The sequence below is a fragment of the Pseudoalteromonas sp. S16_S37 genome (genome assembly GCF_014694405.1).
Lineage (GTDB): Bacteria > Pseudomonadota > Gammaproteobacteria > Enterobacterales > Alteromonadaceae > Pseudoalteromonas.
In genome coordinates, this window is record NZ_JAAUWV010000015.1 from 15,870 (window position 1) to 32,510 (window position 16,641).

The 16,641-nt window shown below is 42.1% G+C and carries 17 protein-coding genes and 7 tRNA genes; 22 read left to right on the forward strand and 2 right to left on the reverse strand.

The genetic code is table 11. The features are described 5' to 3' along the window. The first annotated feature begins 8 nt into the window (after positions 1-8). Positions 9-1,280, forward strand: coding sequence for an oligosaccharide flippase family protein (locus HC733_RS09145; protein WP_190364746.1), 1,272 nt, complete (start codon positions 9-11; stop codon positions 1,278-1,280). Here the strand turns inward: HC733_RS09145 and HC733_RS09150 are convergent. Then, positions 1,260-1,763: a M48 metallopeptidase family protein gene (locus HC733_RS09150; RefSeq protein ID WP_190364747.1), complete on the reverse strand. Its 504-nt coding sequence runs from the start codon at positions 1,761-1,763 to the stop codon at positions 1,260-1,262. The two genes, HC733_RS09145 and HC733_RS09150, sit on opposite strands and share 21 nt — an antisense overlap. A 79-nt stretch (positions 1,764-1,842) precedes the next feature. Between HC733_RS09150 and HC733_RS09155 the strand changes: the two genes are divergently transcribed. After that, entirely contained in the window at positions 1,843-2,253 is a 411-nt protein-coding gene (locus HC733_RS09155; RefSeq protein WP_190364748.1) for a GFA family protein, read from the forward strand. Positions 2,254-2,637: 384 nt separating this feature from the next. On the opposite strand, the gene HC733_RS09160 is transcribed toward HC733_RS09155, so the two are convergent. Further along, complete coding sequence (locus tag HC733_RS09160) at positions 2,638-3,486, reverse strand: DUF72 domain-containing protein (protein ID WP_190364749.1); 849 nt, start codon at positions 3,484-3,486, stop codon at positions 2,638-2,640. A gap of 169 nt (positions 3,487-3,655) precedes the next feature. On the opposite strand from HC733_RS09160, the gene aspS reads away from it, so the two are divergent. The 20 genes from aspS to nadA all read left to right on the forward strand — a co-directional run bounded on the left by aspS (position 3,656) and on the right by nadA (position 16,601). Further along, entirely contained in the window at positions 3,656-5,431 is a 1,776-nt protein-coding gene (gene aspS, locus HC733_RS09165) for an aspartate--tRNA ligase (RefSeq protein WP_190364750.1), read from the forward strand. A 133-nt stretch (positions 5,432-5,564) separates the two neighbouring features. Continuing rightward, positions 5,565-6,284, forward strand: a complete 720-nt coding sequence (locus HC733_RS09170) for a carbon-nitrogen hydrolase family protein (RefSeq protein ID WP_190364751.1) — start codon at positions 5,565-5,567, stop codon at positions 6,282-6,284. A gap of 42 nt (positions 6,285-6,326) precedes the next feature. Further along, entirely contained in the window at positions 6,327-6,608 is a 282-nt protein-coding gene (locus HC733_RS09175) for a TfoX/Sxy family protein (RefSeq protein ID WP_190364752.1), read from the forward strand. A 122-nt stretch (positions 6,609-6,730) separates the two neighbouring features. Next, positions 6,731-7,252 (forward strand): crossover junction endodeoxyribonuclease RuvC, encoded by a 522-nt coding sequence (gene ruvC / locus HC733_RS09180; protein ID WP_190364802.1) that lies wholly within the window; start codon positions 6,731-6,733, stop codon positions 7,250-7,252. 8 nt (positions 7,253-7,260) lie between these two features. After that, entirely contained in the window at positions 7,261-7,878 is a 618-nt protein-coding gene (gene ruvA / locus HC733_RS09185; RefSeq protein WP_190364753.1) for a Holliday junction branch migration protein RuvA, read from the forward strand. Positions 7,879-7,882: 4 nt separating this feature from the next. After that, positions 7,883-8,890: a Holliday junction branch migration DNA helicase RuvB gene (gene ruvB / locus HC733_RS09190; protein WP_190364754.1), complete on the forward strand. Its 1,008-nt coding sequence runs from the start codon at positions 7,883-7,885 to the stop codon at positions 8,888-8,890. A gap of 785 nt (positions 8,891-9,675) precedes the next feature. Continuing rightward, positions 9,676-10,365, forward strand: a complete 690-nt coding sequence (gene tolQ / locus HC733_RS09195) for a protein TolQ (protein WP_190364755.1) — start codon at positions 9,676-9,678, stop codon at positions 10,363-10,365. A gap of 1 nt (position 10,366) precedes the next feature. Beyond that, positions 10,367-10,792, forward strand: coding sequence for a protein TolR (tolR, locus tag HC733_RS09200; RefSeq protein ID WP_190364756.1), 426 nt, complete (start codon positions 10,367-10,369; stop codon positions 10,790-10,792). 2 nt (positions 10,793-10,794) lie between these two features. Beyond that, a complete protein-coding gene (gene tolA, locus HC733_RS09205; RefSeq protein WP_190364757.1) occupies positions 10,795-11,733 on the forward strand; it encodes a cell envelope integrity protein TolA in 939 nt (312 codons plus the stop codon). Between the two features lie 9 nt (positions 11,734-11,742). Further along, a complete protein-coding gene (tolB, locus tag HC733_RS09210; RefSeq protein ID WP_190364758.1) occupies positions 11,743-13,098 on the forward strand; it encodes a Tol-Pal system beta propeller repeat protein TolB in 1,356 nt (451 codons plus the stop codon). Between the two features lie 41 nt (positions 13,099-13,139). Further along, positions 13,140-13,676, forward strand: a complete 537-nt coding sequence (gene pal, locus HC733_RS09215) for a peptidoglycan-associated lipoprotein Pal (RefSeq protein WP_190364759.1) — start codon at positions 13,140-13,142, stop codon at positions 13,674-13,676. Positions 13,677-13,693: 17 nt separating this feature from the next. Next, positions 13,694-14,452 carry a tol-pal system protein YbgF gene (gene ybgF / locus HC733_RS09220; protein ID WP_190364760.1) on the forward strand — a complete coding sequence of 253 codons (759 nt, stop codon included), beginning with the start codon at positions 13,694-13,696 and terminating at the stop codon, positions 14,450-14,452. A gap of 152 nt (positions 14,453-14,604) precedes the next feature. Then, positions 14,605-14,680: transfer RNA gene (locus tag HC733_RS09225), tRNA-Lys, on the forward strand. Positions 14,681-14,705: 25 nt separating this feature from the next. Continuing rightward, positions 14,706-14,781 (forward strand) — tRNA-Lys (locus HC733_RS09230). 20 nt (positions 14,782-14,801) lie between these two features. Next, positions 14,802-14,877, forward strand: a tRNA-Lys gene (locus HC733_RS09235). 28 nt (positions 14,878-14,905) lie between these two features. After that, positions 14,906-14,981 (forward strand) — tRNA-Lys (locus HC733_RS09240). 165 nt (positions 14,982-15,146) lie between these two features. Then, a tRNA-Lys gene (locus tag HC733_RS09245) sits at positions 15,147-15,222 on the forward strand. 27 nt (positions 15,223-15,249) lie between these two features. Continuing rightward, positions 15,250-15,325 (forward strand) — tRNA-Lys (locus HC733_RS09250). Positions 15,326-15,350: 25 nt separating this feature from the next. After that, positions 15,351-15,426, forward strand: a tRNA-Lys gene (locus tag HC733_RS09255). A gap of 134 nt (positions 15,427-15,560) precedes the next feature. Continuing rightward, complete coding sequence (gene nadA, locus HC733_RS09260; RefSeq protein WP_190364761.1) at positions 15,561-16,601, forward strand: quinolinate synthase NadA; 1,041 nt, start codon at positions 15,561-15,563, stop codon at positions 16,599-16,601. Positions 16,602-16,641: the final 40 nt, after the last annotated feature.

Sequence of the window (16,641 nt, forward strand, 5' to 3'; positions counted from 1 at the left end):
TTCAATAAATGGATGTTTTCAAACAAGTCTTATCATTAAGCACATTCACCGGACTCAATCATATAAGTCGTGTGGTGATGACTCTGATGTTAGCAAAGTTTATGGGTGCCGAACATTTCGGCACTTTTGCGGCGTTGTTGGCACTGTGTGAAGTACTGTTGTTGCCAGCCAGTTTGGGGTTTTCCTCGTCTTTAATGCGCTTAGCGCACCCGTTATACAAAAGCCAAGACTATGCTTTGCTGCAAGGGCTTAAACGCGTGTACTTAGCTGTTGCGCTGATATTCGGTGTGATCTTTTCAGCTTCAATAATAACTGGATATGCTTATTTTTCGCCTCATCAATTGACCACCGAACACTTGGAATACTTACTCTTAATTGTGCCGCTTGGTGCACTCATGCAATGTCAGGCTGCACTTTTACTGGCATTGGATAAAAAACGTCGTGGTTTGCTTACCCAGCAATGTTTATTTGAAATATTCACCGCTCTAACCTGCGCCTATTTATATTGGCAGCACGGACAACTTCATTTGGCGACGGTGTGTAAAGCGCTGGTTTTTAGCATTAGCATCGTTGTAATACTGCAATTTATTTTAATTTTTCCTTTGCTACAACAGCATAAACCACAATTTAAAACCAGACATTGGTGCACTTCATCTCTTACTTTATTAGCCAGCGGTGCAGGGGCTGCTTTGGTGGCGAAGCTTGACGTGTTGTTGGTGCATCATTGGCTTGGTCCAAAAGCGGTGAGTGTGTTTTATCCTGCAGTAGTAATAGCTGGACTTATGGCTATTTTGTCCAATGCATTTGCAGTACTGTTAAAACCTATGTTGCTTGAAAAGCGGTTAGATGAGGCAAAAATAAGTCAATTAATGCGTTTATTTTGGCTATGTAATATGGTGTTTGTGGGTGTATTGATTTTAATTGCATACCCATTATTGGCCTTGTATCAAGAGCCTGAGCTAGAGTCAGGCCATACCATGCTGGTTATATTGCTCACAGCTCAATTAGTGACACCACTTAGAATGAGCACCGTAAGTGTTATCAAGCTTATTGGCAACCCGCTTTATAATCTATGGGTGTTATTGTTTGCTACCACAGTTACAGTGTTACTTGCCTGGTATTTACAAGCGCAATTTGGCTTGATTGGTTTGGTGAGTGCGTTTGCCTTTGGGTTTATTTTTGGTGCCTGTTTACGCGCTTGGTTAGTTTATCGCTGTGGCTATTTGAGTGTTAGTTGTATGTTGGGTTTTATGCCTGCTTCAGTAAAAGCTCAACTCTAACTCCTGCAGAACAAGAAATAGTCGCAAGTCTAACTCCAGCTGATGATAATCAGGCTCCATATGACAGCACAGTTGATAAAATGCTTTGTTGTGATCTTTTTCTTTAAAGTGCGCTAATTCGTGAACAACAAGTACCTTCAATAGCGCTTCTGGCGCTTGTTTTAATTGTGATGCTATAGCAATTTCATGTTTTGCCTTGAGTTTTCCACCATGCTGATGACTTTTAAATGTGTGGGTTCCCAATGCATTCTTAACTAAATCCGCTTGCTTCTTATATTTTACACTACTGAGTTTTGGTGCATTTTTTAAATAGCGTTGCTTAAGCACATTGGTGAACTCATACAATGCTTTTTCGTTTTGCAGTTGATGTGCACTTGGGTACTTATGTTCAAAATACTGTTTAAGGCGCCCTGAGGTAATGAGCTGTTCAATCTGTGATTGAATCGTTTCAGGGTAGTGAACAAAATAACGTGTAAAGTCCATGTGTGTAGCTCTGGTACAAATAAATGCGAGCAGTATAATGCATAAAAAACTAAACACGAATTACTTCAAGGAGTACAGGATGTATCAGGCAAGCTGTTTATGTGGACAAGTTGAACTGCAAATAGCAGGGAAAATTAGCGATATTATTCATTGCCACTGTTCGTTATGTCGAAAATCCACAGGCACAGCTTATGCAACTAACGGATTTGTTAACACGAGTGACTTAAAGATTGTTAAAGGCAATGAACATATTAAGTACTTCGAGTTTAAACCCGGTAGAAGACGCCATTTTTGTGTTCACTGCGCATCGCCATTATTTAGCTCCAATAGTGATTTACCCGAAAAGCTTCGCTTGCGCTTGGGGATTTTAGACTCAGATATTAGCGAGCGACCTATGTCTCATAACTTTGTAACTAGTAAAGCCAACTGGGAAGATTTAGATGCAAAACTACCCCGATATGAAGAGTTTGAACCGAGTCGAATGAAGTAACCCAAGCTAACACCATACTATTAGCAAAAGGTTTGAAATACATTAGGGGGATGGTAGTAGAAGCCTGTTTACAAAGGCTTCTACTAAACGTCGTTATTACATAGCAGCAATACAACAATCTGACGCGCGTGAGTTCCCCCCAGAACCCTTTCATGCAGCTCTTATTGAGGTATGCAAGTCTGATCTTGTATCCTTTTCAGGAGCTCCACCAGCAACTTTTTGAGTTACCATTTGTGGTAACACTTGTTTGTCATGTGATAGTGTCTTCATATTTTTTTTGTTTAGTTTCAAAATATTAATTTCCTTTTATCGTTAATAAGCGCTTGCATTGTCACACCCTTAATCTAACTGGAAACCTGTTATTTTTAACAGTTGGCTATTCTGCTAAAGGAAGCTAGTTTGCTGAGGTTGTTTTTGAGCTGGAAAAGCACCTAGCTGGATGTCTTCTCGACTTAAATCATTGATAAACTGTTGTGCAAGCAGTGGGGCATCATAATTATCAGCAGTATGAAAAAACACGTAAGGCGTTTTCCCTTCATTAAGCCATAGGTTAATTTTTTTCAGCCAAGGGCCGTAAAACTCACGGTTTGCTTGTAAATTAGAACAGCCAACATAGCGTATGACAGGTGAGTTACCTGTTGCTATGACATGTAAGGGGACTTTAGGTTTTTTTTGCTGTGCATCAATGATTGCGGAGGTTGTCGCAGGCTCACTAAACAGTGGTCGGGTATCCATCATAATACGGTTGTAACTGTAGGCCATCAAAAATTGATTAAATCGCCGCTCATTATCCGCTTTGTCAAAAAAGCCCAAATGGCGTACCTCGATACCAAGAGAAAGTTCTTTTGGCAGTAACTGACTAAATTCAACGATTCTTGATAAATACTCTGGTCCACAGGATTTAGGCAATTGCAGCATTATCATGCCGAGTTTATCAAAAATTGGCTCAAACAAAGTAAGCCAAGCGGTGAGCCCTTGATGGCAGTTTTGTAGTGCCATTTCATGTGAAAAACGTTTGGGGATCTTAAACGTAAAACGAAAGCTATCAGGTACGTCCGTACGCCATTTTTCAATCGTACTGGGTTTAGGATCTGCATAGAAGCTGGTATTACCCTCCACCGAGTTAAAAATATGCGCATATTCACTGAGCATTTTATTATTCGGACAATGACTGGTAAAAAAGCGTCCTTTCCAGTGCGTTGAGCTCCATTGTGGGCAGCCAAGATATAACATAACTGTATTTGGGCAGTCTAATTGATGGCGCTAGTGTAATAAAGTTAGCGAAATTTAGAAACTAAATAGAATGAAGGATGACATTGAGACGGGTATTTTTATATAATCGCAGGTAATTTTTCATATTAATGCCAGTTACCACTTAGTGTAACTGAGAGACAGGAAGACTATGCGCTCAATATATTGCGGAAACTTAAACAAAAGTCACGTAAGACAAGAAGTAGAACTATGCGGTTGGATCAACAAACGCCGTGATTTAGGTGGCCTAATTTTTATCGATTTGCGCGACCGTGAAGGGTTAGTGCAAGTTGTTTTTGACCCAGAAGTAGACGGGTTAATGGATGTAGCTAATACGTTGCGCCAAGAATTTTGTGTGCAAGTAAAAGGTACGGTTCGTGCTCGTCCTGATAGCCAAATTAACAAAGATATGGCAACTGGCGAAGTTGAAATCTTAGGTACTGGCTTAACTATCATTAACCGCTCAGAGCCGTTACCACTTGATTTTAACCAGCAAAACTCGGAAGAGCGTCGTCTTAAGTATCGTTACCTAGACCTACGTCGTTTAGAAATGAGTGACCGCATTAAGCTACGCGCAAAAGCAAGTAGCTTTGTGCGTCGCTTCTTAGATAGCAATGACTTTTTAGACATTGAAACACCAGTACTAACAAAAGCAACGCCAGAAGGGGCGCGTGACTATTTGGTGCCAAGTCGTGTTCACAAAGGTAGCTTTTACGCGCTTCCGCAGTCACCACAGCTATTTAAACAATTGCTGATGATGTCGGGTTTTGACCGTTACTATCAAATCGTAAAATGTTTCCGTGATGAAGACCTACGTGCTGATCGCCAGCCTGAATTCACGCAAATCGATATTGAAACCTCGTTTATGAGTTCAGGTCAAGTAAGAGCGGTGACGGAGCAAATGATCCGTCAAATGTGGCAAGAGCTACTGAACGTAGATTTGGGTCAGTTCCCAGTCATGCCATACAGCGAAGCGATGCGTCGTTTTGGCTCTGACAAACCTGATTTACGTAACCCAATGGAACTTGTAGATGTTGCCGACCTTGTAAAAGATGTAGAGTTTAAGGTGTTATCTGCGCCTGCAAACGATGCAAAAGGCCGTGTTGCAGTGTTAACAGTGCCAGGCGGTGCGCAGCTTTCTCGTAAGCAAATTGACGATTACACTAAGTTTGTTGGTATTTATGGTGCCAAAGGTCTTGCATGGATGAAGGTAAACGACCGTGATGCGGGCATTGAAGGGGTACAGTCACCAATTGCTAAATTCTTAAATGAGGAAGTGATCGCTGCACTTCTTGAGCGTACCAACGCGCAAACAGGCGACATCATTCTATTTGGTGCTGACAAACGCAATGTGGTTAACGAAGCGATGGGCGCGTTACGTTTGAAAGTTGGTCTTGACCTTGAACTGACAGACTTAAACAAATGGGCACCGCTTTGGGTTGTTGACTTCCCAATGTTTGAAGAAGATGACGAAGGCACGCTGCATGCTGTACACCACCCATTCACAGCACCAAAAGACATTAGTGCGGCGGAGCTTGAAGCAAACCCTGCCGGCGCTATTTCCGATGCATACGATATGGTTCTAAATGGCTACGAAGTTGGTGGCGGTTCTGTGCGTATTCATAATAATGAAATGCAACAAACGGCATTTAGAATTTTGGGTATTAATGAGCAAGAACAGCAAGATAAGTTTGGCTTCCTGTTAGATGCACTAAAATACGGTACGCCACCACATGCCGGTTTGGCATTTGGTCTTGACCGCTTAGTGATGTTACTTTGTGGCACAGATAACATTCGTGACGTAATCGCATTCCCGAAAACGACACAAGCATCATGTTTAATGACTAATGCACCGAGTGTTGCCAACGCAGATGCGCTTAAAGAGCTTGCTATTAGTGTTGAACAAGCACAACTTGCTAGTGAGTAATTGTCAAACTCTTAATAAATAGGCGGCTTCGGTCGCCTTTTTTGTTCTCGCTGAAACTAAATATACAGTGTGAAACACTGACTTAGCCTTGTTTTAGCAAATACAAAGAAATAACGCTAAAGAAGAGTGTGAAATGAAAAGAAAGATGTCGGTTTGTTTAGCACAGGTTGAAGTGCAAAGAGGCAACTTTGCTGCAAATCTCAAAGCGCATATAGAATTGGTTCAGCAAGCAGGCAAACTGGGCGCGCATCTAGTTGTGTTTCCAGAGTTGTCGTTGATTGGTTACGAGTTAGACTTAATACAAGAACTGGCCGTTGACGCAAGCAGTGATAACTTTCAAGCGTTATCAAAAGAGGCGGTTGAGCAGGGTGTAACAATTATTGCAGGATGCCCGTTGCTAGATAATGGAAAGCCCACCATTGGTGCGGTAGTTTGCTTTGCGGATGGCCAAGTTGAGTTTTACCATAAACAGTTTTTACATTCGGGCGAAGAAGCGTACTGCACTGCTGGGGCTAATGACTATGTATTTGAGATATGTGGTTATAAAGTTGGGCTGGCGATATGTGCTGATTTTACAAACCCGAACCACGCTGCCAATGCGGCGGCTCTCGGCGCAGATGCTTATGTAGTTAGTGCATTAATTTCACAAAGCGGCTTTGCGCAAGACTCAAAGATATTGGCAAGTATTGCCAAAGACCATCAACTGCCCGTATTTTTAAGCAATCACATTTCAAAAACAGGAGGCTGGTTAGCAGCCGGTAATAACAGTGTTTGGAACGCAAATGGTGAATGCGACATGAGCAGCGGCAGCAACGAAGTGGGTTGCTTCTTATATACAATTGAGGATAAATAGCTGTACGGTTGGGTGTATAAAAAAAAGCGTTGGAAATATTCTATGGTAAAACTTGCTGACTTACCCGGTTTAGGCCCAAAATCTGAGCAGATGCTCATAGATGCAGGTATAGACTCATTTGAAACCCTCAAAGAGATTGGCTCAGTTAGAGCCTATTTAAGAGTTAAAAGTTGTCGCGGCTCAGTAAGCTTAAATTTGCTCTATGCGCTTGAAGGCGCGCTTCAGGGAAGGCACTGGCTAGATATTGCAAGCAGTCAAAAAGCGGTACTCATTATGGCATTAGAAGAGCACCAAGATGTAGAGAAGCGCATTTTCGAAAAATAAGGGGATGCGTTTAAATGAATTGGTTTTTGAAATTGTTGGGGCGTGGGTTATCCTTGATATATAACTGGTAATTCATACAGTATTTTGGCATTATGCCGTTAAATAAAAAAAGAGTAGATGCATTGGCTGTTATTTTAGGCATAGACCCTGGCTCTCGTTTTACAGGTTACGGAGTGATTAACCATCATGGTGCTAAGTTTCAGTATCTTGGTAGTGGCTGTATTAAACTCGGTGATCATGATTTTCCAACCCGCTTAAAAATGATTTACCAAGGCGTAAGTCAGCTCATCGAGCAGTTCTCCCCAACCGGTTTTGCCATTGAGCAAGTGTTTATGGCACACAACCCTGACTCGGCTTTAAAGCTTGGGCAAGCTCGTGGTGCCGCGATAGTTGCTGCCACTATGCAAGATGTGGTTGTTAGTGAGTACTCTGCAAGGCAAGTTAAACAGGCGGTGGTTGGTACGGGCGCAGCGCAAAAAGCGCAAGTTCAAGAAATGGTTAAACGTATTTTAAAATTGCCCGGTACACCGCAAGCCGATGCCGCTGATGCGCTCGCCATCGCAATATGCCATGCACACTCAGAACAAAGCTTAATTCGTCTAGCGGGTAGTGCGACGAAAACAGTGCGACGAAGACTAAGGTAGGACTTATCATGATCGGAAGACTCAGCGGCATTTTATTAGAAAAACAACCTCCAGAGATATTGCTTGATGTATCAGGTATTGGTTACGAAGTGCAAATGCCGATGACCTGTTTTTATGAATTGCCCAAAGTGGGTGAACAAGCCGCAATTTACACGCATTTTGTAGTTCGTGAAGATGCACAATTACTCTTTGGTTTTAATCATAAAAAAGAAAGAGCGTTATTTAGAGAGCTAATAAAAGCCAATGGGGTTGGCCCTAAGTTAGGTTTGGCCATTTTATCAGGCATGTCGGCTGAGCAGTTTATTCAATGCGTAAATAATGAAGATGCAACCACGCTAGTTAAAATCCCTGGTGTGGGTAAAAAAACCGCTGAGCGTTTAGTGCTTGAGATGAAAGACAGACTGAAGAACTTTGCTCACGACTTGCTTACGCCATTTAGTGATTCAGCTATACTTGAGCCAATGCAAAACCCAACGGTTGAGGATACCCCTGCAGATGACGCGATTGCTGCGTTAGTTGCTTTGGGCTATAAGCTCGCACAAGCACAAAAAGCAGTGAAGAATGTGTCACAACCAAATATGAGTACTGAAGCGTTGATAAAAGAAGCGCTCAAATCAATGATGTAACCTTATGATAGAAGCCGATAGATTAATAGAACCAGCAGCACAGGGTAATGAAGATGTCGTTGACAGAGCGATACGACCAAAGTTACTGAGTGATTATACTGGCCAGCCTCATGTTAAAAAGCAGATGGAAATCTTCATCGAAGCTGCGCGCACAAGGGAAGAAGCGTTAGATCATTTACTTATTTTTGGTCCCCCTGGGCTGGGTAAAACGACCTTGGCAAATATAGTGGCCAATGAACTTGGAGTAAACATTAAAACAACCTCAGGACCTGTGCTTGAAAAAGCGGGGGATTTAGCGGCATTGCTAACTAACCTCGAAGAAGGTGACGTATTATTTATCGACGAGATCCACAGACTCAGTCCACAAGTAGAAGAAATTTTATATCCTGCAATGGAAGACTATCAGTTAGATATAATGATAGGAGAGGGACCAGCTGCACGCTCAATCAAACTAGATTTACCGCCATTTACTCTGATAGGTGCAACTACTCGCGCTGGGTCATTAACATCACCGTTAAGGGACCGATTTGGTATTGTACAGCGTTTGGAGTTTTACTCAGTTGCAGATTTATCGAAGATCATTTCACGCTCAGCATATTATTTAGATCTTACAATTAGCCCAGAAGGGGCCGATGAAGTAGCAAAGCGTTCGCGGGGCACGCCTCGTATCGCAAATCGTTTGCTAAGACGGGTGCGTGATTTTGCTCAGGTTAAAGGAGATGGCAAAGTGTCGGTTGAGATAGCGCAACAGGCACTAGATATGGTTGATGTTGATAAATGTGGTTTTGACTACATGGACAGAAAGTACTTACTTGCAATTATTGAAAAGTTCACTGGTGGCCCTGTTGGCTTAGATAACTTAGCTGCGGCGATTGGTGAAGAGCGAGAAACGATAGAAGATGTCATAGAACCATTTTTGATCCAACAGGGCTTTATTCAACGAACACCCAGAGGTCGTATCGCATCAAATGCGGCCTACTTGCACTTTAATTTGATGCCCCAAGCCCAATAATATTGGGCTTTTTTCTACATATATTCCCCCAACTAATGCACTTCAGTTAGCGTTAATCCTATCTCTGTAAACTTGCAGCGAATTTTAGGCAAAAAAAAGCCCGCTAATAAAGCGGGCAAAACAACAAGTTGAAGGAAGTAATCCAGGGAACTGATAAATGACTTCAGGTTTTATCCCAAATCCATTTATCAACAGTAATACGACAAATCAGAAATCATATTACTAATAACTGTGCTTTTACATGAATCATGCTGCTTGCTCAGTACAGGGTGTATATTAAATGTGTTTAGATATTCTATCAAACTAGAAAAATTTAATTTTCAAATAAAAAAAACTAATAGCAAGGTCGTGTGGCTGTTTCTTGGTTGTCGAAATTACGAACTAGGTTCCTTTATAAGTTGTTGGTTTTATTTGTGTTGTTTTATTTTTGTTCTTCTTGTGAGTATTAGTTTATTTGTTGTTAATTGGTCTTACCAATGAATTTATGCGGGTTTATTCGTGATTTATGCATAAAGCTATGCATTTATGCAATTACTAATAATAAATACGCATCAAAAAAGCGAGGAAAATATATGGACTCATCCTTTTGGATTAAAAATAGGTGCTGCTTTAGTGGTTTGTTATATTTTTGCGTACTTTGTCGCCAAATAGCTGTATTTCATGGTAATGAGATTGTAAGCACTGGCATGTGTGAGTAAACTAACTGAATCTTTAGAGCCGCTTACAGTCAATAAAGTGATTTTGTGGTTTAAAAGCCAAGATACAATCGTTAGGAGTAGAATAAAGTGGAATCGGGACTCAATTTTATTGATCTTATTTTAAAAGCAAGTTTGTTGGTGCAACTTGTAATGCTAACGCTAGTTGGGATGTCGATTGCCTCTTGGGCTATTATCTTTCAACGTAAAGGAATTATTAGTAAAGCTGTTAATGAAGCAAAGGAATTTGAGAAAAGGTTTTGGTCGGGAATAGACCTGAGTAAGCTATATAGCGAAGTAACCAGTAAAGTTGCGCCAGCAACTGGCTTAGAAGCTTTATTTACCGCTGGATTCAAAGAGTTTGCACGTCATAAAAAGAGTAACTCACCTTCTGCTGGCATGGTTATCGAGGGCACTCACCGTTCAATGCGGGTCGCCTTATCAAGAGAAGTAGAAAAACTAGAGTCTGGCTTATCTTTCTTAGCAACGGTTGGCTCAATTAGCCCTTATATCGGACTATTTGGTACCGTTTGGGGGATCATGAACGCATTTATCGCGCTAGGCGAAGTGAAACAGGCCACTTTGCAAATGGTAGCGCCCGGTATTGCAGAAGCGTTGATTGCAACCGCGATGGGTCTATTCGCTGCGATCCCAGCCGTTATTGCCTATAACCGCTTCGCAAAAAATGTTGAAGTTGCAGAGACTCAGTACGTTAACTTTATGGAAGAGTTCTCTAACATCCTTCATCGCCAAGCTACAAATTCAGTTGAGGCAAAGTAACATGTATGTGCGGAAAAAACGTCGCCAAGTTGCGGAAATAAACGTTGTACCATACATAGATGTTATGTTGGTGCTGCTGATTATTTTTATGGCTACAGCACCGTTGATCACCCATGGCGTAAAAGTAGACTTGCCACAAATGCAAGAGTCTGACTTGGTTGAAACCAAAGATGCCCCGCCGATTATTGCCAGTATTGACGCTGAAGGTCGTTACTATGTGAGTGTAGGGACAGATCCTGAAGCACCCATGGACGCAGTTGAAGTGGCGGCAATCATAAAACTGAAATTACAACAAAACCCTGACACGCCTGTCATGATTAAAGGCTCAGGGAGAGTGTCGTATCAAGAAGTATTGCTGCTTATGGACTTTTTGAAAAATGCGGGTGTGCCATCGGTTGGCTTAATGACGAAATCGTTTGAGGAATAGCCATGGACTCGTTACAAAGTGGATTATTGAAATCTTTTCTCTTGCACTTAGCCATTGCTGGTTTTTTGTTTGCTAGCGCGACATTTGAAACGCCAACACCTACCGTGATGGAGGTGACACTCAATGCGCCACAAAGCGAGCCATCTGAGAAAATAGTTTCAGCGATTTCAGTAGACCAAAATGCAGTTGAAAAGAAAATTGCAGAGCTGAAGCAAAAAGAAGATGCGCAAAAAAAGGCAGAAGAAAAGCGTATACGCGATTTAGAGCGTCGTGCGGTGCAAGCGAGAAAGGAGCGAGAAACTGAAGCGCGCAGGATTAAGCAACTTGAGCAGCAGCGTTTGGCTAAAGAAGAAGAAAAACGTAAAGCAGAAGCACAAGCTAAAAAAGCCCGTGAAATAGAGAAAAAGCAGCGCGAGCAAGCGCAAAAGGCGCAACAAGAAACATTAGCAGCGGAAAAGGCTGCGAAGGCAGCAGCGCAAAAGCGCAAAGCTGAAGAAGATGCACTACGCAAAGCGGAAGAGGCAAGAAAGCTTAGAGAGGCTGAAGAAAAGCGTAAGGCTGAAGAAGCAGAACAAGCGCGTCAAAAGGCATTAGAAGAGAAAATGCTACAAGAACAACTTGCAAAAGAACAGGCAGCGAGAGCTAGAATTCGCCAGCAGCAAGTGTTAACGGAAGTAGAAAAGTATCAAGCTTTGATCACACAACGTATCCAACAAAACTTGTTAACTGACGAGAAAATGCGTGGTAAAGAGTGCCGTGTAAATATTCGTTTAGCATTTAACGGTTTAGTTACCAGCGTCACTTCTTTAGGGGGCGACAAGATTGTCTGTGATGCGGCGCTTAGAGCGGTAAGAATGGCTGATACTTTGCCGGTTTCAAAAGAAAAAGACGTGTTTGAACAGCTTAAAAACATTAATCTAACAATTAAACCAAATTTATAAAGGAAGCTCATGTTTAACCGATTGAAAACCTTGTTAATCATCGTTGCTTTTGGCTTGCAGGGTGTTGCAAATGCGGCGCTTGAAATTGTCATTACTGAGGGTATAGATAGCGCTCGTCCAATCGCCATTGTGCCATTTAAATATAATGGTGTTGGCCAAGTGCCGTCGCAGTTAAGTGAAGTGATTGCCGCTGATTTGATGCGCAGCGGTAAATTTAAACCACTTGATTTAGCAGAGATGCCGCAAATGCCCACCAACGATGAAGATGTTGATTACAATGCGTGGGTAAATAAAGGCGTTGAGGCAATTGTGGTTGGCTCTATCGAACAACAGCCTGGTGGTCGCTATTTAGTAAAATATGAGTTGATTGATGTGATCCGTGCGCAAATAACGGGTGGTGAAACCCGTATGATGAGCAATGGTCAACTTATGAAAAGTCAGGACCATATTAAAGAAGCAAGACAAAGCATTATTACCAGTGATGGTTTTAGACGCTATGCACATCAAATCAGTGACGTAGTGTATGAAGCACTGACTGGTGAGCGCGGTGCCTTTCGCACCAAGATTGCCTATGTGATTGTGCGTGACGGCGAAGAAAAACCGTACCAATTAGTTGTTGCTGACTATGATGGTTACAACGAGCAAGTGTTACTGCGCTCAAAAGAACCTTTGATGTCGCCAGCTTGGTCACCTGATGGCAATAAGCTTGCCTATGTGACTTTTGAAAACCGCCAATCACAGATCATTCTTCAAGATTTATACACAGGTAAGCGAGAAATATTAACTAGCTTTCCGGGAATTAATGGTGCGCCACAATTTTCGCCAGATGGTAAACAGCTATTAATAGTACTTTCAAAGGATGCTGGTGGTGCAACGGAAGTCTACTTGTTGGACCTTAAAACCAAACAAACAAAGCGTTTAACCAAGCACCGTAGCATAGATACTGAGCCATCATGGCACCCAAATGGGAAAGAAATTGTCTATACGTCTGAAAGGGGTGGTAATGCCCAGATATATAAGTTAAATTTAGAAACAGGCAGGTCGAAACGTATAACTTTTGACGGTGATATGAATCTGGCAGGGTCAGTTACACCAGATGGGCAACAGCTGGTTATGGTAAATAGAACGCTAGGTAAGTATCACATCGCTAAAAAAGAATTAGGATCAGGGCTGTTTCAAGTACTGACGAGAACACGTTTAGACGAATCTCCCAGTATTGCGCCAAATGGCTCTATGATTATTTATAGTACGCTACACAATAATAAGCAGGTTTTGGCTTTAGTGTCTATGGATGGTCGATTTAAAGCGCGGCTTCCCGTTTCGGATGGGCAAGTGAAGGCTCCGGCCTGGTCGCCATTTTTATAACAACTTTGCTGGTTTGAATTTTACAAATAGGAATATACTCGATGCAACTTAACAAAACTTTAAAAGCGCTATTGGTGGCTCTACCAGTAATGACGCTAGCGGCATGTAGCTCTTCTTCAAGTGTTGACGAAGGTGCAGCAAATGAAAGCAATCAAGCTGCTAATAACGATGCAAACAATCAAGTAGACGTTAACACTATTTCTCGTGAAAAATCAGCAGAAGAAAAGTTGCGCGAAAAATACGAAGCATTGCGTCAAGAGCAGGTCGTGTACTTTGACTTTGATAAATCAACGATTCAAAGCCAATATGCTGAGCTACTGCAAGCACACGCTGACTTCTTAGTTAAAAACCCAAGTGTTAAAGTACTAATTGAGGGCCATGCTGATGAGCGTGGTACGCCTGAGTACAACATCGCACTAGGTGAGAGCCGTGGTAAGGCTGTATCTAAGTACCTACAAAGCTTAGGTGTGTCGCAAAGCCAGATTTCTGTTGTGAGCTATGGTGAAGAAAAACCAATGGTAAAATCACGCACAGAAGAAGCCTTTGCTAAAAACCGTCGCGCGGTGCTTGTATACTAATTTAGTAAAGAGAGATTATGAAGCCGAATACTATTTTGGCAGCTCTAATGTTACTAAGCGGGAGCACCCAAGTCTGGGCTGCTCCCGCTCCTGTTTCTGAGGCTGCAAATAACCCAAGTCCAGGTTCTATTGAGCAACGTATTGAGCAACTAGAACGTATGATGAAAACTCGCAATCTATTGCAAATTGAGCTTCAACAGCAGCTTAATTTGCTTCAAGATGAAGTGAGTCAAGTGCGTGGTGTTACAGAAGAGCAAAGTTATAAGCTTGAAAAAGTGTTACAACGCCAGCGAGAGTTGTATCAAGAGATTGAAAATCGAGTTTCAAAAGTATACGAACAGAGCAATACAGCGCCTGCGGCAGTTAGCCCTGTTGATGCGTCGCAAGCACTAAGCAACGACTTATCAGAGAATGAAGCCTACGACCGTGCTGTCGCCCTGATCATGCAAGACAAACGCTATGATGCAGCGATCCCTGAGTTTCAGAGCTTTTTAACAACATTTCCTAATTCGGTGTACATTCCTAATGCGCATTATTGGTTAGGGCAGTTATTGTCTATCAAAAATGACGATAACAATGCATTAGTGCATTTTAAAAAGGTCGTTGAGCAGTTTCCTGATTCTAATAAGCGCCCAGATGCAATGTTAAAGTTAGGCGCTTTGTATGAAAAGCTGGAAAAAACGGATCTTGCTAAGCAAATTTTAAATACTTTGATATCTGAATACCCAAGTACGACTGCTGCAAAATTAGCCACAGAACGTCTTGCAAAGATATAAATGGCATGATTTTTTACCACAATGGTTTAAAATTAGGCGTTTAGACACAAAAACTGAAAAAAACTACGTATTTCAGTTGCACTCATTTTTTAAATAAGTATTATAAGCGCCCGCAGCAGGCGATTGGTTCAAATCAAAATGCTGCACTAAGTGGGTCATTAGCTCAGTTGGTAGAGCAGTGGACTTTTAATCCATTGGTCGATGGTTCAAGTCCATCATGACCCACCACTTAATTTGTAAATGTTATCCTAGCGGGTCATTAGCTCAGTTGGTAGAGCAGTGGACTTTTAATCCATTGGTCGATGGTTCAAGTCCATCATGACCCACCATTTACAAACTTGCATTGAGCGGGTCATTAGCTCAGTTGGTAGAGCAGTGGACTTTTAATCCATTGGTCGATGGTTCAAGTCCATCATGACCCACCAGCAATGCAAAATACAGGATAACGTGAGCGGGTCATTAGCTCAGTTGGTAGAGCAGTGGACTTTTAATCCATTGGTCGATGGTTCAAGTCCATCATGACCCACCATTTACAAATCTGTTTTGAATATCGAGCGGGTCATTAGCTCAGTTGGGTGAGCAACAACCGAAACGTAGTTTCGCAGTGTTGAGAACGCGAGTCAGGACGACGACAGGTAACCTGGTTACCGGCCCAAAGCTTCAGGATGAATTAGTGGCACGAAAACTCGTGAGCGGGTCATTAGCTCAGTTGGTAGAGCAGTGGACTTTTAATCCATTGGTCGATGGTTCAAGTCCATCATGACCCACCATTCAAAACACCCCTATTGATATAGAGCGGGTCATTAGCTCAGTTGGTAGAGCAGTGGACTTTTAATCCATTGGTCGATGGTTCAAGTCCATCATGACCCACCATTCCCCTAATATCAATAATCCGAGCGGGTCATTAGCTCAGTTGGTAGAGCAGTGGACTTTTAATCCATTGGTCGATGGTTCAAGTCCATCATGACCCACCATTTCTCAAGTAGTTTCTTTTATCTTTCACTTTAATTTCTTCAACGTGTCATTTAATCAGTCTTTGACTAGGATTATTGCGCTCATTTACGTATAATTCGCCCTAATTATGCAATGTGACTACAGTGGTCGAGAAATGAGTTTAGCTGAACAAATCATGCCAGAGGATTATATTTTTCCTCCTAAGCCTGCGCCTTTATCGGATGATGAAAAATCACAGTACAAAGCGCGTATCAAATCATTGTTAAAAGAGAAAAACGCGGTATTAGTCGCGCACTACTACACAGATCCTGAAATTCAAGCCTTGGCTGAAGATACGGGTGGGTGTGTTGCTGATTCTCTAGAAATGGCACGTTTTGGTGCTAAGCATGATGCAGATGTTATCGTGGTTGCTGGCGTACGTTTTATGGGGGAGACGGCAAAAATTCTTACTCCTAACAAAACTGTGGTTATGCCAACGTTAGCGGCAACATGTTCACTGGATGTTGGTTGCCCAATTGACGAGTTTTCCGCATTTTGTGATCAACACCCAGATAGAAAAGTAGTGGTGTATGCCAATACGTCGACTGCGGTAAAAGCGCGTGCGGATTGGATAGTCACCTCATCATGTGCACTAGAGATAGTTGAGCATCTTGATGAGCAAGGCGATAAGATCATTTGGGGTCCAGACAAGCATCTAGGCGCTTACATCCAAAAGAAAACAGGTGCGGATATGATCATGTGGAACGGCGCTTGTATCGTTCATGATGAATTTAAAACCAAAGCATTGAAAGATATGAAGGCGCTTCATCCGGATGCTGCCGTTTTAGTACACCCAGAGTCACCTGCGGAAATAGTTGATTTGGCTGATGCGGTTGGCTCAACTAGCCAACTAATAAAAGCGGCACAAACGATGGATAACAAAAAGTTCATTGTTGCAACGGACAGAGGCATTTTTTATAAGATGCAACAGTTGTGTCCTGAGAAAGAGTTTTTTGAGGCTCCAACAGCAGGTGAAGGCGCTACCTGTAAAAGTTGTGCTCATTGCCCGTGGATGGCAATGAATGGCTTAAAAGCGATTGAAGAGGCACTGCTTGACCCCCAAGGTAAAGAAGTGTTTGTTGATATGGATTTACGTGAAGGAGCATTGCGCTCGTTAAATCGTATGCTGGATTTTTCGGCAAGTCTGCAAAAGTAATGCTCGATAGTTGAGCAACTGATTGATATATCCGAAAAAC